The sequence below is a fragment of the Marmoricola endophyticus genome (genome assembly GCF_014644415.1).
In the GTDB taxonomy this organism is placed as follows: Bacteria; Actinomycetota; Actinomycetes; order Propionibacteriales; family Nocardioidaceae; genus Marmoricola; species Marmoricola endophyticus.
In genome coordinates, this window is the sequence record NZ_BMKQ01000001.1 from 1,363,913 (window position 1) to 1,381,892 (window position 17,980).

Annotated in this window: 17 protein-coding genes and 1 tRNA gene; 1 reads left to right on the forward strand and 17 read right to left on the reverse strand. The window is 72.4% G+C overall.

The annotated features are described in order from the left end of the window. Positions 1–20 precede the first annotated feature (20 nt). The 16 genes from atpE to argS form a co-directional block, all read right to left on the reverse strand. Positions 21–224 (reverse strand): ATP synthase F0 subunit C, encoded by a 204-nt coding sequence (gene atpE, locus IEX42_RS06650; protein ID WP_188779077.1) that lies wholly within the window; start codon positions 222–224, stop codon positions 21–23. A 95-nt stretch (positions 225–319) separates the two neighbouring features. Then, entirely contained in the window at positions 320–1,159 is an 840-nt protein-coding gene (gene atpB, locus IEX42_RS06655; RefSeq protein ID WP_229660666.1) for a F0F1 ATP synthase subunit A, read from the reverse strand. Positions 1,160–1,187: 28 nt separating this feature from the next. Then, positions 1,188–1,439: an AtpZ/AtpI family protein gene (locus IEX42_RS06660; RefSeq protein ID WP_188779078.1), complete on the reverse strand. Its 252-nt coding sequence runs from the start codon at positions 1,437–1,439 to the stop codon at positions 1,188–1,190. Between the two features lie 45 nt (positions 1,440–1,484). Continuing rightward, a complete protein-coding gene (locus IEX42_RS06665; RefSeq protein ID WP_188779079.1) occupies positions 1,485–1,961 on the reverse strand; it encodes a hypothetical protein in 477 nt (158 codons plus the stop codon). A 123-nt stretch (positions 1,962–2,084) separates the two neighbouring features. Then, complete coding sequence (locus tag IEX42_RS06670) at positions 2,085–3,227, reverse strand: MraY family glycosyltransferase (protein WP_188779080.1); 1,143 nt, start codon at positions 3,225–3,227, stop codon at positions 2,085–2,087. Continuing rightward, positions 3,220–3,936: an L-threonylcarbamoyladenylate synthase gene (locus IEX42_RS06675; RefSeq protein WP_229660667.1), complete on the reverse strand. Its 717-nt coding sequence runs from the start codon at positions 3,934–3,936 to the stop codon at positions 3,220–3,222. The genes IEX42_RS06670 and IEX42_RS06675 overlap by 8 nt, the downstream gene beginning before the upstream one ends. A gap of 4 nt (positions 3,937–3,940) precedes the next feature. Continuing rightward, complete coding sequence (prmC, locus tag IEX42_RS06680; RefSeq protein WP_188779081.1) at positions 3,941–4,819, reverse strand: peptide chain release factor N(5)-glutamine methyltransferase; 879 nt, start codon at positions 4,817–4,819, stop codon at positions 3,941–3,943. Beyond that, positions 4,816–5,889: a peptide chain release factor 1 gene (prfA, locus tag IEX42_RS06685; RefSeq protein WP_188779082.1), complete on the reverse strand. Its 1,074-nt coding sequence runs from the start codon at positions 5,887–5,889 to the stop codon at positions 4,816–4,818. Before prfA ends, prmC begins: the two co-directional genes overlap by 4 nt. An 87-nt stretch (positions 5,890–5,976) precedes the next feature. Continuing rightward, entirely contained in the window at positions 5,977–6,201 is a 225-nt protein-coding gene (rpmE, locus tag IEX42_RS06690; RefSeq protein ID WP_188779083.1) for a 50S ribosomal protein L31, read from the reverse strand. A gap of 354 nt (positions 6,202–6,555) precedes the next feature. After that, positions 6,556–8,253 (reverse strand): CocE/NonD family hydrolase, encoded by a 1,698-nt coding sequence (locus tag IEX42_RS06695; protein WP_188779084.1) that lies wholly within the window; start codon positions 8,251–8,253, stop codon positions 6,556–6,558. A gap of 13 nt (positions 8,254–8,266) precedes the next feature. After that, positions 8,267–10,114: a transcription termination factor Rho gene (rho, locus tag IEX42_RS06700; protein WP_188779085.1), complete on the reverse strand. Its 1,848-nt coding sequence runs from the start codon at positions 10,112–10,114 to the stop codon at positions 8,267–8,269. Positions 10,115–10,319: 205 nt separating this feature from the next. Beyond that, entirely contained in the window at positions 10,320–11,225 is a 906-nt protein-coding gene (thrB, locus tag IEX42_RS06705) for a homoserine kinase (RefSeq protein WP_188779086.1), read from the reverse strand. After that, complete coding sequence (gene thrC / locus IEX42_RS06710) at positions 11,222–12,307, reverse strand: threonine synthase (protein WP_188779087.1); 1,086 nt, start codon at positions 12,305–12,307, stop codon at positions 11,222–11,224. Before thrC ends, thrB begins: the two co-directional genes overlap by 4 nt. After that, a complete protein-coding gene (locus IEX42_RS06715; protein WP_188779088.1) occupies positions 12,304–13,629 on the reverse strand; it encodes a homoserine dehydrogenase in 1,326 nt (441 codons plus the stop codon). The genes thrC and IEX42_RS06715 overlap by 4 nt, the downstream gene beginning before the upstream one ends. A gap of 91 nt (positions 13,630–13,720) precedes the next feature. Beyond that, entirely contained in the window at positions 13,721–15,136 is a 1,416-nt protein-coding gene (lysA, locus tag IEX42_RS06720; protein WP_188779089.1) for a diaminopimelate decarboxylase, read from the reverse strand. Positions 15,137–15,143: 7 nt separating this feature from the next. Continuing rightward, positions 15,144–16,826: an arginine--tRNA ligase gene (gene argS / locus IEX42_RS06725; protein WP_188779090.1), complete on the reverse strand. Its 1,683-nt coding sequence runs from the start codon at positions 16,824–16,826 to the stop codon at positions 15,144–15,146. 98 nt (positions 16,827–16,924) lie between these two features. Between argS and IEX42_RS06730 the strand changes: the two genes are divergently transcribed. Continuing rightward, positions 16,925–16,997: transfer RNA gene (locus tag IEX42_RS06730), tRNA-Arg, on the forward strand. On the opposite strand, the gene IEX42_RS06735 is transcribed toward IEX42_RS06730, so the two are convergent. Next, positions 16,971–17,798: a phosphatase PAP2 family protein gene (locus IEX42_RS06735; protein WP_188779091.1), complete on the reverse strand. Its 828-nt coding sequence runs from the start codon at positions 17,796–17,798 to the stop codon at positions 16,971–16,973. The two genes, IEX42_RS06730 and IEX42_RS06735, sit on opposite strands and share 27 nt — an antisense overlap. Positions 17,799–17,980 lie beyond the last annotated feature (182 nt).

Below are 17,980 nucleotides of genomic sequence, written 5' to 3' on the forward strand. Positions count from 1 at the left end.
ACGTGTGCGTCCCGGGAGTGCTAGATGACGAAGGCGAGCGCGATACCGATGATCGCCAGCGCCTCGGCGAGCGCGAAGCCGAGGATCGCGATCGACTGCAGGCGGCCCTGGGCCTCGGGCTGGCGGGCGACGCCGTTGATGTAGGCGGCGAAGATCAGGCCGATACCGATACCGGGACCGATCGCGGCGAGGCCGTAGCCGACCATGTTGAGCGAGCCTTCCATGGCTTGCTCTCCTCTCTTGTTGGCAGCGTTGGTGCTGTCGACGGGGTTGCTATTCAGTTGTCTGCCGGAGCCGTGCGGGCCTCCGGCGGGTCCGGTCAGTGCTCTTCGGCCAGTGCGCCCTGGATGTAGGTCGCGTTGAGCAGCACGAAGACGTACGCCTGGAGGAACTGGATCAGCACCTCGAGGAAGGCCACGGCGATGAACATGATCCAGGCGACCGGGCCGACGACCTTGACCAGGCCCTCGCCGTGGACGAGGAGGTACTCCCCGCCCAGCGCGAAGAGGATCAGCAGCAGGTGGCCGGCGAACATGTTGGCGAACAGTCGCAGTGCCAGCGTCACCGGGCGCACGATGATGTTGGAGAAGAACTCCAGCGGGACGATCAGCACCAGGACCGGGCCGGTGACCCCTCCCGGGATCGTCTGGTGCTTGAAGTAGCCGAAGAAGCCGTGCTTCTTGATGCCCACGTAGTTGTAGATCAGCCAGCTGATCAGCGCGAGCGAGTAGACGATCCCGACCCGGCCCATCGTCGGGAACTCGAAGAACGGGATGGTCCCGAGGAAGTTGTTGATCAGGATGAAGAAGAACAGCGCGAAGAGGTACGGCACGAACCGCATGAAGTCCTGGCTGCCGATGATGTCGCGCCCGATCGAGTTGCGGACGAACCCGTAGCCGGCCTCGCCGACGTACTGCAGCTTGCCGGGCACCATCGCCCGCTTGGCGCCGGCGACCCGGAAGAAGGCGAAGACGAGGAGGGCGACCAGGACCAGCTGGATCATCGGCTTGGTGACGCCGAGGTACATCGTCTGGCCGAGGAACTCGAAGGTCTTGTCGGGCCCGATCGGCGGCAGGTTGAAGTCGCCCGGACCGGGCGGGGTGAACTCCTCGGTGCGGACGGAGCCCACCATCGGCGCGAGGGTGGCCAGGAAGGTCACACCGTCTCCTCAGGTCTCGTGCGGTCGGTCAGTCGTGGGGCGACGATCTCGTCGCGGGCGGTGGTCGCCGTGGGCCGTAGAAGCGCGCCCAGGTGGCGTAGAGACCCAGCACCACGCCGAGCAGGATGCCGACCACCACCAGGAAGCTCGTCCCCAGCCAGCGGTCCAGCCCCCAGCCGACCGCGCCGTAGAGCAGCACGCCCGCCACCAGGTAGCTGAAGGCGTGCCAAGGGTCCCCGCGCGTCAGGTCGTCGCGGTCGTCGGTCTGCTGGCTGGCCATCGCGCTCCGGACTGTAGCAACGCGGCAGGGTCGCAGCGAGCGCGCTCATGAGCCGCTCACCGTCTGCTCGCGTGTGCGGCTCCGCGACCCCTCGAACGCCGGGATCCTCAGGCGCGTGGTGGCCCGGATGTGGCCAGCCGTCCAGGCCAGCGTGCACCCCAGCAGCCCGGCCACGACCCAGCCGCGCTCGGCGGCGGTCGGGAAGACCTCGGCGCGGTCCAGGGCGACGAAGACGACGAGGAGCAGCAGCACCTCGAGGGTGTACGTCAGCAGCGCGACCAGCATCGCCAGCTGCGGCTGCGAGGCGGCGACCGCCCCGACGAGCACCGAGCCGGCGAGGAAGAACACCAGCGCGATGCTGCCGCCGGCCATCGCCCCCACGCCCGCGGCAGGGCCGGTCGCGAGGGTCGCGAGGAGCGCCACGAGGACGCTCACCCCGAGGGCGACCAGGCCGGCGCCGACCAGCTCCGCACCGCGCGGCGTGGTGCGCGCCAGGTGGGTGGTTGGCGTCTCGGTCGTCATTGCTCGGCGGCCTCAATCGTCGTGGTACGCCGGGGGTTTCCGGCGCTTGTGAAAGTTAGCACAAAGTCTGCTGGGGGCTCCAACCGATACCTCGTCGACGTGCCCTCCCGACTCCGCAGAACCCTAACCCGAGCCACCGGCGGTGAGCTCGTGCGGGGGGCGCAACCGAGGCACGAGGAAGGTCGCGAACAACGTCCCCACGAACCAGAGCGCGATCAGGGCCCAGACCAGCGGCCGGGAGTAGATGCTGATCAGCACGCTGCCGAAGGCGAGCAGCGCGGCCCACAGCCACATGATCAGCACGGCCCGGCGCTGGGAGTGCCCGATCTCGAGCAGCCGGTGGTGCAGGTGCTTCTTGTCGGGCTGGTAGAACATCTTGCCCGCGCGGGTGCGTCGTACGACCGCCAGCACCAGGTCGGTGAACGGCACCAGCAGGATCGCGATCGGCAGCAGGAACGGCACCAGCATCGCCAGCGGTGGCGGGCTCGCCCCCGCACCGGCGTTCACGTCGAGGTCGACGGTGCTGAACTGTCCCGTCAGCGTCAGCGCCGAGCCGGCCAGCACCAGCCCGAGCAGCATGGACCCGGAGTCCCCCATGAAGATCCGGGCCGGCGAGAAGTTGTGCGGCAGGAAGCCGACGCAGGCACCGCCGAGCGCGGCGCAGAGCAGCGCGGCGGTGATGGCCAGGGTCTCGCCGTTGAACTCGGCGAGCTTGTAGGAGAACGCGAAGAAGGCGACCGCACCGATCCCCACCACTCCCCCGGCGAGCCCGTCCAGACCGTCGACGAAGTTGACCGCGTTGACCGTGCCCACCACCAGCAGGACGGTGAGCAGCATCCCCTGGGTCGGGTCGAGCGAGAACTGGGTGCCGGGGATGGTGAAGCTGATCAGCTGGACGTCGTTGAGCACGAGGAACGCCGCGGCCACCACCTGCCCGCCGAGCTTGGTCAGCGCGTCCAGCTCGATGAGGTCGTCGAGAACCCCGACGGCGCACACGATGGCGCCGCCGATGAGCACGACGCCCGCGTCGTGGAAGGTGACGTCCCCCGCCGTGGAGAGGAACGGCAGGTGGTGCGCGACGAGGAAGCCGGCAGCCAGGCCGCCGAGCATCGCGAGCCCGCCGAAGTACGGGATGGGGACGGCGTGCACGTCGCGGTCGCGCACCTCCGCGACCGCCTTGGCGTGGATCGCCAGCTCCCGGGCGACCACGCAGAGCAGGTAGCTGACGACGGCCGCGACGAGGAAGACGACCAGGTACTCACGCACCGGCGCCGGTCTCCTGTCCTTCCTCGGGGCCCTCGTCGAGCGAGGTGCCCGCCGAGGTCAGCGTCGCCCGGATGTCGGCCAGCGACAGCGCCCCCTCACGGAGCACCCGCGGGCGCTCCCCGGTGCAGTCGAGGATCGTGGAGGGCTGCTCACCGGCGGTCGGTCCGGCGTCGAGCAGCACCGACAGCGAGGAGCCGAGCATCCGCTCGGCCGCGTCGGCGTCGGTGGCCGCGGGCTCACCCGTGCTGTTGGCCGACGAGACCGCCAGCGGCCCGGTGCGCTGGATCAGGTCGAGCGCCACGTCGTGGTCGGGCATGCGTACCGCCACCGTGCCCCGGGTCTCCCCCAGGTCCCACTGCAGCGACTCCTGCTGCGGGCAGACCAGGGTCAGCGGCCCGGGCCAGTACGAGTCCGCGAGCACCCGCGCCCACTCGGGCACCGAGGAGGCCAGCGCGTCCAGCGTGGTGACCGCCGAGATCAGCACCGGCGGCGGCATGTCCCGGCCACGGCCCTTGGCGTCGAGCAGGGCCTGCACCGACTCCGGCTCGAAGGCGTCGCAGCCGATGCCGTAGACGGTGTCCGTCGGGAGGACGACGAGCTCGCCTCGCCGCACCGCCAGCGACGCGGTCGCGAGCCCCTCCTCGCGCAGGTCGCCGTCGCGCATGTCGAAGCGCTGCAGCTGCGGTGGTTCCGCGTCGGTCTCGCTCACCCGTTCATGGTGCCAGGGTCCGGCCCGCGGCAGGGAGCCGACGTGCGGTGAGGTAGCGGGGCCGGCCGGCCAGGTCCGCGTGGTCGCGTACGTCGGCCCACCTCCCGGTGCTGCCGAAGCAGGCCGGCGCCGACTCGCCCTGGGCGTCCGCGTGCTCCGCACCGACCACGCCACCGGGGCGCAGCAGGCGGTGCGCCGTGCGCTCCAGGACCCGCATCGCGTCCAGGCCGTCCTCGCCGGACCACAGCGCCGCGGCAGGGTCGTGGTCGCGGGCCTCGGGAGCCACGGACTCCCACGCCTCGAGGGGGATGTACGGCGGGTTGCAGACGACGACGTCCACCCGGCCGTCCAGCTCCGGCAGCGCGCTGGCGAGGTCCCCCAGGCCCAGTGAGACGTCGGCGCCGATCGCTGCCGCGTTCCGCTCGGCCCAGGCCAGCGCGTCGGGGTCGAGCTCGACTCCGTGGACCACGGCGTGCGGTACCTCGGTCGCCACGCTCAGCGCGATCGCGCCCGACCCGCAGCACAGGTCGACCACCACCGGCCGCTCCAGCGGCGCGGCTGCCTCGACGGCCCACCCGGCCAGCAGCTCGGTCTCCGGTCGCGGGACGAAGACGCCCGGCCCGACGGCCAGGTCGAGGTAGCGGAAGCCGGCGGACCCGGTCAGGTGCTGCAGCGGCTCGCGCGCGGCGCGGCGCGCGAGCAGGGCGTCGTACGGACCGACGAGCTCGGCGGGGACCTCGCTCGGCAGCGTCGCCCGCGTGCGACCGACGACGTGGGCGAGGAGCTCGGCGGCGTCGTGCTCGGGACTGGCGACCCCTGCGTCGGCGAGCCTCACGGCCGCGTCGCCCAGCAGCCCACGGGTCGGCTCCGAGCTCGGCGTCACTCGCCCAGCGCCTCGAGCCGGGCCTCGAGGTCGGCGCTGACGCTGGACTCGACGACCGGGTCCAGCGCACCGTCGAGGACCTGGTCGAGGTTGTAGGACTTGTAGCCGGTGCGGTGGTCGGAGATCCGGTTCTCCGGGTAGTTGTAGGTCCGGATCCGCTCGGAGCGGTCGACCGTGCGTACCTGCGAGCGCCGCGCCTCGGAGGCCTCGCTCGCTGCCTGCTCCTCCGCCGCGGCCAGCAGCCGGGAGCGCAGGATCCGCATCGCCTGCTCCTTGTTCTGCAGCTGCGACTTCTCGTTCTGGCAGCTGGCCACGACCCCGGTCGGCAGGTGGGTGATCCGCACGGCGGAGTCGGTGGTGTTGACGCTCTGCCCGCCCGGGCCCGAGGAGCGGTAGACGTCGATGCGCAGGTCCTTGTCCTCGATCTGCACGTCGACCTGCTCGGCCTCGGGCAGCACGAGCACGCCGGCGGCGCTCGTGTGCACCCGGCCCTGGCTCTCGGTCACCGGTACGCGCTGGACCCGGTGGACGCCGCCCTCGAACTTCAGCCGGGCGTACGGCGCGTGGCCGGGCTCCGGCGTGCCCTTGGCCTGCACCGCCACGGTCACGGACTTGTAGCCGCCGAGGTCGGACGCGGTGGCGTCGATGATCTCGGTGCGCCAGCCGTGCTGCTCGGCGTAGCGGGTGTACATCCGCAGCAGGTCGCCGGCGAACAGCGCCGACTCCTCGCCGCCCTCGCCGGACTTCACCTCGACGATCGCGTCCTTGCCGTCGGAGGGGTCGCGCGGCACGAGCAGACCACGCAGCCGCTCGGCCGCGCTCGCGCGACGCGCGGCGAGCTCGTCGGCCTCCTCGGCGAACGAGGGATCCTCGGAGGCCAGCTCGCGTGCGGCCTCCTCGTCGTCGCCGAGACGGCGCCACTCGTCGTCGGCGCGCAGGACGGCGCTGAGCTCGGAGTAGCGCTGGTTCAGGCGCTTGGACAGGGCCGGGTCGGCGTGCACCGCCGGGTCGGCCAGACGCGGCTCCAGCTCGCGGTGCTCGTCACGCAGTGCGTCGACCGCTTCGAACACCGCTGCCTCCTTCGTCTCGTGCCGGACCTCACGACGCACGACACCGGCCGCCGCACGCGAGGTGCGGGGCCGGTGTCGGCAGGGGCGCTACTTCTTGTCGCTCTGCGCCTTCTTGGCGTAGCGGGCCTCGAAGCGGGCCACGCGGCCGCCGGTGTCGAGGATCTTCTGCTTGCCGGTGTAGAAGGGGTGGCACTTGTTGCAGACGTCGGCGCTCATGGTGTCGCTCTCGGACGTGCTGCGGGTGGTGAACGTGTTGCCGCAGGTGCAGCGCACGGTCGTCTCGGTGTACGCGGGGTGGATGTCGGTCTTCATGGTGTCCTCTCGGTGACGGTCGCCGGGTCGTGACCTCGGGGACGAGGCACGTGAACCGGAACCAGCGAGTGATTGTGCCACCGCCCGGTGGACCGGGCCAATCGGTGACACCGGGCCCAACGGGCTGGGGCGCGTCGTTGTTCCTTCGGCCGGTCGGCCCTGGACGGGTCTCGACGTCCCTTCGACGCGCTCCTTCGTCGCTGCTCAGGACATCGCCTCCCTCGCTGGCGCTCGGTCGGGCTGGACCACCTAGGTGCTGGAGCCCGTTCTCTTGGTGGTGGAGCGTGTCCTCCAGGTGGTTGAGCAGCGACCGAGGAACGAGGGAGCGCGTCGAGACCACACCGACAAGCAACCTCAGCCCCGCACCGGCAGCGTCAGCCACGATCCCGTGTGGCTCACCGTCTGCACGGTGACCACGGCGTCCTCGATCCGTCCGAGCTCGGGCACCTCGCGCGTGCCGAGGTTGCGGCTGAACCGCGGGAAGCTGCTCCCGGCGACGTCGACGCGCAGCCGGTGCCCGGCAGCGAACCGGTGCGCCGTGTGCAGCAGCGGCACCCGCACCTCGTACGTCCTCCCGGGCACCAGCCAGTCCTCGGTCCCGCCCTCGCGCGTGCGGAGACGGAGCGCGCCCTCGCTGACGTTGGCGACGTACCCGTCCGGCTCGACGTCGCTGACCACGACGACCACGTCGGTGTCCTCGCCGGTGCTGGCCACGCGCAGCGTCAGCACCGGCTCGCCGACCACCTCGAGGTCGTCGTCGAGCCGCGGAGAGGTCCACACCACGACGTCGTCGCGTGCCTGCCGCGCGGCCTGGTCCTGGACCCCGTCGGGACCGAGCGGGGCACAGGTGAACGCCCCGCCGACGGTCGGGACGGGCGTGGCCGCGTCGTGGACGTACGTCGACTCCCCCGCGCCGGGGTCGCGGGACAGCGCGCCGCCGTCGTCCAGGTGCCAGTCGACCGGCCGGGCGTCCGCCGGCGGCCACGACTCCCCGCCGGCCCATGCGCCGGAGGCTCCAGGCCCCGTGGCGAACCACGCCACCGGTGGCCCGTCGAGCAGCCGCCGGGCCAGCGGCGCCGCGACCGGGTCCGCGTCGGGTCGCAACCACCGGTCGAACCAGCCCTGCACCACCGACTGCCAGGCGCCGACCCCGCCGGGTGCGGCGGCCCAGGTGCGGGCCCCGACGTTGCCGGTGTAGGTGCCGTTGTGCGCCCACGGCCCGACCACCAGCCGGTGCCGCTCCCCCGCGTCCCGACGCCCGAACGCGGTCAGCATGCTCGGCTGCATGAAGTCCCGGGTGCCGACGACGCTCAGCACCGGCACGTCGGTGACCGGTGCGTCACGAGCCGCTGACCGGGTGACGTAGCCGCCGGACTCGTCGCGCACCCAGGCGGCCCACCACGGTGCGAGGTCGGGGTCGGCGAGCACGTCGATCCCGGCGACCGGCGTGTGCGCGACGGTGCCGCGGAGGTCGGCCGCCGCCGCTCCGATCCGCTGCAGGAGTGAAGCCTTCTCCTCGCCCGTACGGTCGCTGCGGACGACCTGCCCGACGCACTGGCCCAACGAGTAGCCGGTCAGGAACCCCAGCTCGAGCAGCCCGCCGGGGCGGACGGTCGTGGACAGGTCGGCAGCGCCGATCATCACCAGCGCCGCCCTCAGGTGTGGCGGAGCCGCGGCGAGGGCGGCGTACGCCGTGATCGCGTGGTACGACGACCCGTACACGCCGACCTGCCCGTCGCACCAGGGCTGCGCAGCCGCCCACTCGACGGCGTCGTAGCCGTCGTCGTGCTCCTGCTCGCCGAAGTCCAGCACCCCGTCGGAGGCGAAGCGCCCGCGCACGTCCTGGACCACCACGGCGTACCCGGCCCGGGCCAGCGCGACGGGGTCGGCGACCAGGGCCGAGACCAGCGTCGGGCTCGTCTTGTCGTACGGCGTCCGGTGCAGCAGGGCGGGCCGTGGCCGGTCGTCGTCGACCCGGTAGACGTCGGCACGGAGCACGACGCCGTCGCGGGTGGTCATCTCGACGTCGGTGTCGATCCGCAGGCCGCTCACCGGGTCGAGGATGTCACCTCGTGGTGGTGAGCTCGGAGTCCTCGGCCCGCTGGATCGCGGTGAGGAACTCGTAGTTGCTGCGGGTGTGGCCCAGGCGTGCGAGCACCATCTCCAGCCCGCGGGCCGGCTCCAGCTCCGCCAGCGCGCGCCGCAGCTTGCGGGAGATCTCGATCTCCTCCGCACCGAGGAGCAGCTCCTCACGACGGGTGCCCGAGCGGAGCACGTCGACCGCGGGGAACAGCCAGCGGTCGGCCAGGTCGCGGCGCAGCCGGAGCTCCATCGTCGAGGTGCCCTCGAACTCCTCGAGGATCACCTCGTCCATCGCCGAGCCCGACTCGACCGTCGCGGTGGCGATGACGGTCAGCGACCCGCCGTTCTCGATGTTCCGGGCGGCGCCGAAGAACCGCTTGGGTGGGTAGAGGGCCGAGGCGTCGACACCGCCGGCCAGCGTGCGGCCGGAGGCGGGCGCGGCGAGGTTGTAGGCGCGGCCCAGCGTCGTGACGCCGTCCAGCAGCACCACGACGTCGTGGCCGAGCTCGACGAGCCGCTTGGCCCGCTCGATGGCCAGCTCGGCGATCGCGGTGTGGTCCGACGGCGGCCGGTCGAAGGTCGAGGAGATCACCTCTCCACGCACGGACCGCTCGAAGTCGGTGACCTCCTCGGGCCGCTCGTCGATCAGCACCACCATCAGGTGGCACTCGGGGTTGTTGGCGCTCACGGCGTCCGCGATCGCCCGGAGCACGGTCGTCCGGCCCGCCTTCGCCGCCGAGACGACCAGCCCACGCTGGCCCTTGCCGATCGGGGCGGCCACGTCGATGACCCGGCCGATCAGCTCGTCGGCCCGGGTCTCCATGCGCAGCCGCTCGGTCGGGTAGAGCGGCGTCAGCGCACCGAACTCCTTGCGCGAGCGGGAGAGCTCGGGCTCGGCGCCGTTGACCGAGTCGATCTTGACCAGGGGGTTGAACTTCTCCTTGCGCTCGCCCTCGCGCGGGAGGCGTACCTGACCGCTGATCGCGTCGCCCGGACGCAGCCCGAGCTTGCGGACCATCGACAGCGAGACGTAGACGTCGTCGGGACCGGCGAGGTAGCCGGTCGTGCGGACGAACGCGTAGTTGTCGAGGACGTCGAGGATCCCCGCGCACGGCAGCAGCACGTCGTCCTCGAGCACGTTGGTGTCGGGCTCGTTGCGGTTGGTGCGACCACCGCCCTGCTGCTGCCGGTCGCGGCCACGGCGGCGGCGGTTGCGGCGACCACCGCTCTCGTCGTCGTCGTCGGAGCCGGCGGTCGCGCCCTGGTCCTGCTTGTTCTGGTCCTGCCCGCCCTGGTTGTTGCTCTGACCACCGCGGGCGTCCTGCTGCTTCGGGCCCTTGTCCTGGCCCTTCTGCTTGTCGTTCTGCTGCTTGTCGTTCTGCTGCTTGTCGTTCTGCTGCTTGTCGTTCTGCTGCTTGTCGTTCTGCTGGTTGCGACGGCCGCCGCGACCGCGCTGCTGGTCGCCGCCAGCGTGACCCTCGCGCTGGGTACGGGTCGCCTCGTCGGGCCGGTCGGGCTGCTGGTCCTGGGGCTGGTCGGTCGCGGCCGGCGCCGGCTCCGCCCGCTTGCGGGTGCGGCGCGCCGGAGCCTCACCCTGCGGGGCGTTGGCTGCTGCGTCGGGCGTCGTGTCCTGCTGCGTCGCGGAGCTCTGGGCACCCTGCCTCGCCGGACGCCCGCTCTCCTGGGAACCTCCCTGGGCACCCCTGACAGCGGCGACGAGGTCCGCCTTCTTCATCCCCGCGCTCTTGATCCCCAGTGCGCCGGCGACGCGGCGCAGCTCGGGCATCAGCATCGCGGAGACGTCGCGGCCGTTCTCGGCGGATTCGGTCATGTGCTGCGTCCTTGTCCCTGGCGACCAGTGGCTGCGACGGCGAACGGTCCCAGTGGGAGTGATGAGGAGGCGCGGAGCCTTGCCGGAGGCCGTACGACGCAAGACCCGGCGCAGGTGCGAACCGGGGCGACCCCGGCATCTGCGTACGGCGGCGCGAGCGTAGCACCACGACGACCACACCGGGACCGACCCGGAGCGCTACGGCTCAGCCGACCTCGACGCTCGCGCCGGGGACGCCGATGTCGGGCGTCCGCAGCGTCCATCCCGCCGGCAGCCGGGCCGCGGCCTCCTCGACGTCGCGGTCACGGACCAGGGCGAGCACGCTCGGCCCGGCACCGGAGACGACCGCGGCGACCCCGTCGGCCCGCAGGGCGTCGACCAGCGCCATGCTGTCCGGCATCGCCGGGCGTCGCTGCTGCTGGTGCAGCCGGTCCTCGGTGGCCGGCAGCAGCAGGTCCGCGCGACCGGTCAGTGCAGTGACCAGCAGCGCCGCGCGACCGGCGTTGGCGGCGGCGTCCGCGTGGGGGACGACGTCGGGCAGCAGTCCACGCGCGACCTCGGTGGAGAGCGGGTCGGGCGGGACGTACACCACGCCGGCGATCTCGGGATCGGGCTGCAGCCGCGCCACGCGGATGCGGCCGTCGTCCTGGGTCACCGACACCGTCAGGCCGCCGAGCAGGGCAGGGGCGACGTTGTCGGGGTGGCCCTCCAGGCGGGTCGCCAGCGCCAGCGCGGCCTCCTCGTCGAGCAGCGAGCGCCCGTCCTCGACCAGTGCCCGCGCCAGCACGATGCCACCGACGATGGCGGCCGAGGACGACCCGAGACCGCGGGCATGGGGGATCAGGTTGCTGCAGACCAGGCGCAGGCCGGGCGCCTCGCAGACCATCTCGGTGAAGGCGGCGACCATGGCGCGGTGCACGAGGTGCCGCTCGTCGCGCGGCACGTCCTCGGCACCCTCCCCCTCGACGAGGATCTGCAGCGGGCCGTCGACGACCTCCGCTCCGAGGCCGTCGAGGACGCCGACGGCCAGCCCGAGGGTGTCGAAGCCGGGACCGAGGTTGGCGCTGCTGGCCGGGACGCTGGCGGCGACCGGCCCGTCGACGAACCTCACCGCAGGCCGGCGGCGGCAGCCGCGGCGTCGACGTCGGCGTCCACGACGGTGTCCACGACGTCGGTGAACGTCGACAGCGCGGTGTCGACGTCCTTCAGGCCGTGACCGGTCACGGTGACCACGACCGTACGGCCGGAGACGTCCGCGCCCTCGGCCTGCTCGAGCAGCAGCCCGGCGACCCCTGCGGCGGACGCCGGCTCGACGAAGACGCCGTCGCGGGAGGCGAGCTCGCGCTGCGCGGCGAGGATCTGGTCGTCGGTGACCTTGCGGAACATCCCACCGGACTGCTCGGCGGCCTCGACCGCGAGGTCCCACGACGCAGGGTTGCCGATCCGGATCGCCGAGGCCAGGGTCTCCGGCGCCGCGACGGGCGCCCCGTCGACCAGTGGGGCGGCACCCCACGCCTGCCAGCCGCGCATCACCGGGCGCCGGGTGGCGTCGCCGGCGTCCGCCGCCTCGCGGTAGCCCAGCCAGTACGCCGAGACGTTGCCGGCGTTGCCCGTCGGCAGGACGTGCACGTCGGGCGCGTCGCCGAGAGCGTCCACGATCTCGAACGAGGCGGTCTTCTGCCCCTGCAGGCGCATCGGGTTGACCGAGTTCACCAGCGCGACCGGGTAGTCCTCGGCGAGACCGCGCGAGAGGCGCAGGCAGTCGTCGAAGTTGCCGCGGACCATGATCACCTGCGCGCCGTGGATGATCGCCTGGGCCAGCTTGCCGGCCGCGATCTTGCCCTGGGGCACGAGGACCAGCGGCTTGACCCCGGCCCGTGCGGCGTACGCCGCCATCGATGCGGAGGTGTTCCCGGTCGAGGCGCACACCACCGCCTCGGCGCCCTCGCCGACCGCGACCGAGAGCGCCACGGTCATCCCGCGGTCCTTGAAGGAGCCGGTCGGGTTGTCCCCCTCGACCTTCAGGTGCACGTCGGCACCGAGCAGGCCCGAGAGCCAGCCGCTGCGCACCAGCGGGGTGCCGCCCTCACCGAGCGTGATGGTCGGGGTGGACCCGGGGATGTCGAGGCGGTGGCGGTACTCCTCGATCACGCCCCGCCACTGGCGACCGCGGACCGGTGCGGGCGCGCTCACGACAGCGCCCCCTCGGTGTCGCCCTCGACCCGCATCACCGAGGACACCTCACGCACCCACGCCATCGCGCTGAGCGTCTCGACCGTCGCGGAGAGGTCGGCGTCGCTGGCGCGGTGCGAGACGACGACGAGCTGCGCGTCGTCGCCACGTCCCTCCTGGCGCACGGTCTGCAGCGAGACGTCGTGCTCGGCGAAGGCCTGCGCGACCGAGGCCAGCACGCCCGCCTTGTCGTCGACGTCGAGCTGGATGTGGTAGCGCGTCTGGGTGCGGCCCATCGGCAGCACCGGCAGGTCGGCGTACGTCGTCTCGGCCGCCCCACGGACCTGCGAGACCCGGTTGCGCGCTGCGGATACCAGGTCCCCGAGCACCGCGCTGGCCGTCGGGGGGCCGCCCGCGCCGGGGCCGTAGAACATCAGCCGGCCGGCGGCCTCGCTCTCGACGAAGACCGCGTTGTACGCCTCACGCACGCTGGCCAACGGGTGGCTCAGCGGGATCATCGCCGGGTGGACGCGGGCCGAGACGGCCGGGCCGTCCGGCCCCTCGACCAGCTCGCAGATCGAGAGCAGCTTGACCACGGCGCCCATCTCGCGCGCCGAGGCGACGTCGCTGGCGGTGACCTCGGAGATCCCCTCGCGGTGCACGTCGTTGGCGGTGACCCGGGTATGGAAGGCCAGCGAGGCGAGGATCGCGGCCTTGGCGGCGGCGTCGAAGCCCTCGACGTCGGCCGTGGGGTCGGCCTCGGCGTACCCGAGACGCTGTGCCTCCTCGAGGGCCTCGGCGAAGCCCGAGCCCTGGGAGTCCATCCGGTCCAGCACGAAGTTCGTGGTGCCGTTGGTGATGCCGAGGACCCGGGTCACCCTGTCGCCGGCCAGCGACTCGCGCAGCGGACGCAGGATCGGGATCGCCCCTGCCACCGCGGCCTCGTAGAACAGGTCGCGCCCGGCCGCGTCGGCGGCGGCGAACAGCGTCGCGCCGTCCTCGGCGATCAGCGCCTTGTTGGCGCTCACCACCGAGGCGCCGGACTCCAGCGCGGCCAGGATCAGCGACCGTGCCGGCTCGATGCCGCCGATCACCTCGACCACCAGGTCGACGTCGTCGCGACGCACCAGCGCCTCCGCGTCCGTGGTGACGAGGCCGGCGGGGAGGTCGACGTCGCGCGGGGCGTCGGGACGGCGTACGGCGACCCCGGCGAGCTCGAGCGGCGCGCCCACGCGGGCGGCGAGGTCCTCCGACTGGGTGGTCAGCAGCCGGACGACCTGGCTGCCGACGACGCCGCAGCCGAGCACGGCGACCTTCAACGGGGTCGGGTGGGGAGAGTTCATGGCGCCCCCATCCTCGCACTGTGCTCGCGGCCGGCCCGTCGTGTGTCTCACGACGCCCTCCAGGTCGTCGTGAGACACACGATCTCGAGCGTCAGCCCTCGTCGAGGGCGAGCAGGTCGTCCTCGGTCTCCCGGCGCACGAGCACCCGGGCCCCGCCGTCGCGCACGGCGATGACCGGCGGGCGCAGGGCGTGGTTGTAGTTCGAGGCCATCGACCGGCAGTACGCGCCGGTGCCCGGCACCGCGATCAGGTCGCCGGGCGCGACGTCGCCGGGCAGGAACTCGTCCTTGACCACGATGTCGCCGGCCTCGCAGTGCTTGCCGACCACCCGCGCCAGCACCGGCGGGGCGTCGCTGCGGCGGTTGGCCAGCGTGCAGGAGTAGTCGGCGTCGTACAGCGCCGTCCGGATGTTGTCGCTCATCCCGCCGTCGACCGAGACGTACGTCCGCACCGCGCCGCCGTCGAGCATCACCGGCTTGACCGTGCCGACGGTGTAGACCGTGCAGGTCGCCGGCCCGGCGATCGCACGGCCTGGCTCGATCGAGAGCCGGGGGACGGCGATGCCGCGGCCCCGGCACTCGTGCTCGACGATCCGGGTCATCTCCTCGGCGAGACGTGACGGCTCGGCCGGGTCGTCCTGGGTCGTGTACGCGATCCCGAAGCCGCCGCCGAGGTCCATCTCCTCCAGCTCGACCCCGAGCTCCTCGGCCACCGTGGCGTGCAGCCCGAGCACCCGGCGGGCGGCCACCTCGAAGCCGGAGGAGTCGAAGATCTGGCTCCCGATGTGCGAGTGCAGCCCGCGCAGGTCGAGGTCGGGCGAGGCGAGCAGCCGGCGTACGGCCTCCAGGGCGTCGCCGGAGGTGATCGACAGCCCGAACTTCTGGTCCTCGTGGGCGGTGGCGATGTACTCGTGCGTGTGCGCCTCGACCCCGGCGGTCACCCGCACCATCACGCCCTGGGGTCCCGCCAGGTGGCCCTCCTCGCGCAGGTCGGCGGCGACCGCGGCCAGCCGCTCGGCCTCGGTGAGGGAGTCGACGACGATCCGGCCCACCCCGGAGGCGACCGCGCGGCGCAGCTCGGGCACCGTCTTGTTGTTGCCGTGGTAGCCGATCCGTGCCGGGTCGAAGCCCGCGCGCAGCGCGACCGTCAGCTCGCCGGGGCTGCACACGTCGAGGCACAGGCCCTCCTCGGCCACCCAGCGCGCGACGGCCGTGCAGAGGAACGCCTTGCCGGCGTAGTAGACGTCGTACGCCGCGAACGCCTCGCGGAACGCCCGGGCGCGACCACGGAAGTCGTCCTCGTCGAGGACGTACGCGGGCGTGTTGTGCTCGGCGACGAGGTCGGCCACGGCCACTCCCCCGACGACGAGGTCGCCGTCGCGCTTGTGCGCGGTGCTCGACCAGAGCAGCGGGACCAGGTCGTTGGGGTCACCGGGCTGCCGCAGCCAGGACGGGCCCTTGAGGGCACCGGAGGCGTGCGCCCAGCCGGCCTCGTGCGTGGTGGTCACCGGCCCGTCACATCCGCTCGGGTGCGGAGACGCCCAGCAGGCCGAGGCCGTTGGCGATCACGGTGCGGGTGGCGTGCACCAGCACCAGCCGTGCCAGGTTCGCCGGACCGACCGGCTCGTCGCCGACGGGCAGCATCCGGCACTCCTTGGTGTCGTACCACTTGTTGAACACCGAGGCGGTGTCCTCGAGGTAGCGCGCGACGCGGTGCGGCTCGCGCAGCTCCGCAGCCGCCTTGACCACCCGCGGCAGCTCGGCCAGGGCACGCAGCAGCTCGCCGTCGCGCTCGTGGGAGAGCAGCGAGGGGTCGAAGTCTCCCCCCGAACGGCCTTCGGGCAACGCCATGCCCAGGTCGGTCGCGTTGGCGATCATCCGGCAGCTGCGGGCGTGGGCGTACTGGACGTAGTAGACGGGGTTGTCGTTGGTCGCCCTGGCCCACAGGTCGAGGTCCAGGTCGATGGTCGCGTCGCTGGAGTAGCGGGCGAGCGCGTACCGCGCGGCGTCGACGCCGATCGCCCCGACCAGGTCCTCGAGGGTGATCACGGTGCCCGCGCGCTTCGACATCCGCACCGGCTGCCCGTCGCGCAGCAGGTTGACCATCTGCCCGATCAGGATCTCCAGGTTCTCCCCCGGCTCGTCCCCGAAGGCGGCGCACATCGCCATCATCCGCGCGACGTAGCCGTGGTGGTCCGCGCCGAGCATGATGACGCACCGGTCGAAGCCGCGCTCGCGCTTGTCGAGGTAGTAGGCCAGGTCGCCGGAGAGGTACGCGCCCTGACCGTCCGACTTGATGATCACCCGGTCCTTGTCGTCGCCGTACTGCTCCGTGCGCAGCCAGAGCGCACCGTCGCTGGTGTACGTGTTCCCCAGCTCGGTGAGCCGTTCGACCGCCCGGTCCACCGCGCCCGACGCGTGCAGGTCGTTCTCGTGGAAGTAGACGTCGAAGTCCACGCCGAAGTCGTGGAGGCTCCGCTTGATCTCGGCGAACATCAGGTCGACGCCGATCGCACGGAAGACCTCCTGGGCCTCCTCGTCGGGGAGGTCCTTCGCGTCCGGCCGCTGCGCGAGCACCTGCGCGGCGATGTCGGCGACGTACTGCCCGCCGTAGCCGTCCTCGGGGGTCGGCTCGCCCTTCGCGGCGGCCAGGAGCGAGGAGGAGAAGCGGTCGATCTGCGCCCCGTGGTCGTTGAAGTAGTACTCCCTGGTGACCTCGGCGCCGGCGAGCGTCATGATCCGGCCGAGGGCGTCGCCGACCGCGGCCCAGCGGACCCCGCCGATGTGGATCGGGCCGGTCGGGTTCGCGGAGACGAACTCGAGGTTGACCTTCTCCCCCGCGAAGGTCTGCGTCGCGCCGTACGACGCTCCCGCAGCCACGATCTCGGCAGCGACCTCGCCCTGCGCACCGGCGCTGACGGTGATGTTGAGGAAGCCCGGCCCGGCCACCTCGACCCCGGCGACGCCGTCGACCTGCTCCAGCCGGCCGGCCAAGAGCTCGGCCAGGGCGCGCGGGTTGGTACCGGCCTTCTTGGCCAGCTGCATCGCGACGTTGGTGGCGTAGTCGCCGTGCCCCTTCTGGCGCGGACGCTCGACCGTGACCTGCGCGGGGACCTCGCCGTCGAGGGTCAGCTCGCCGGCGTCGACGAGGGCGGTCAGGGTGCCGACGATGCCGGCCGAGAGCTGCTGCGGAGTCACCGAGCGAGCCTATCGGGGGCCTCCGGTTGGTCCGGCACGGATATCTGCCGGTAGTCTCCTCGACGCGCAGCCCGCCGGTCACCCGGCAGCGCTGCGGGGCCTCCGTAGCTCAGGGGATAGAGCACTGGTTTCCGGTACCAGGTGTCACAGGTTCGAATCCTGTCGGAGGCGCTTCGCCGCGCGAGCGGGGTCGCCAGTGCCGACCGCGTGCTCGGGCTCCGGCGCCCGGGCTCTCCCGATCGGCAGCCTCGGCACCCGACCCGCGGCGTAGAGCACCAGCTCGAGCAGGATCCACCCGAGCAGCAGGCCGCCGAGCAGGTCGGTCAGCCAGTGGTAGCCGAGGTAGAACGACACGGTCACCGCGTTGGCGACCACCGCCGCCCACACCAGGCGGGCGACCACGAGCCCTCGCGGGCCGAGCCCGACGTGGCGCCGCAGCACGGCGTAGCTGACGCCGTACATCAAGATCGCCTCGCTGCTGTGGCCCGAGGGGTAGCTCATCACGAACTTCTCGATGTGCCCGAGCTGGCCGCTGAAGAAGTCGGCGCCGGTGCCGAGGGCGGTCGAGTCGCGGGCGAAGACGATCTTCACCGCGCCGACGGCGTAGAAGCCGATCGTCGCGGCGACGGCGTACACGAGCGGGTTCCAGGACCGCGACCGCGCCACCCCGATCAGGGCCACGAGGACCAGCACGGAGGTGTTCACCTGCTGGCCCGCGACCTTGTCGGCGGTGTCGCGCAGCAGCTCGACGCGGTTGGGGGTGAGGACCGTCGCCCAGGGCCGGTGCAGGGCGAGGTCGAAGGCCTTCAGCGGACCGATCGCGAGGACGGTGAACGCGACGAAGAGCAGGACCGCGACCTCGACCCGACGACGGCGAGAGGTGCACCAGCGCGGCAGGTGCAGCCCTGGATCCCCAGGCCGTCGGGGCCGCGCCGTCACGATGTCTGCCCGAGGTTCGTCGACCTGCGCCACCTCGTCATCGTGCCGCGCGGCACCCACCCCCGAGTCACACCGGACCGACGTCCGGGTGAACGTCTGCCGTCATGTCTCTCGACGTCGAGAGACGTGACGCGGGAGACGTGGACACCCCTCGGGTTTCGCACCCCTGAGGCGATAGTGTCGAGCCCAGCACCCACGCGCAGCGGAAGAGGCGA

Excerpts from the sequence above, each read along its gene's own strand:
- atpE (WP_188779077.1), bottom strand. The coding sequence starts at position 224 with ATGGAAGGCTCGCTCAACATGGTCGGCTACGGCCTCGCCGCGATCGGT.
- IEX42_RS06660 (WP_188779078.1), bottom strand. The coding sequence starts at position 1,439 with ATGGCCAGCCAGCAGACCGACGACCGCGACGACCTGACGCGCGGGGAC.
- IEX42_RS06665 (WP_188779079.1), bottom strand. The coding sequence starts at position 1,961 with ATGACGACCGAGACGCCAACCACCCACCTGGCGCGCACCACGCCGCGC.
- IEX42_RS06715 (WP_188779088.1), bottom strand. The coding sequence starts at position 13,629 with ATGAACTCTCCCCACCCGACCCCGTTGAAGGTCGCCGTGCTCGGCTGC.
- rho (WP_188779085.1), bottom strand. The coding sequence starts at position 10,114 with ATGACCGAATCCGCCGAGAACGGCCGCGACGTCTCCGCGATGCTGATG.
- rpmE (WP_188779083.1), bottom strand. The coding sequence starts at position 6,201 with ATGAAGACCGACATCCACCCCGCGTACACCGAGACGACCGTGCGCTGC.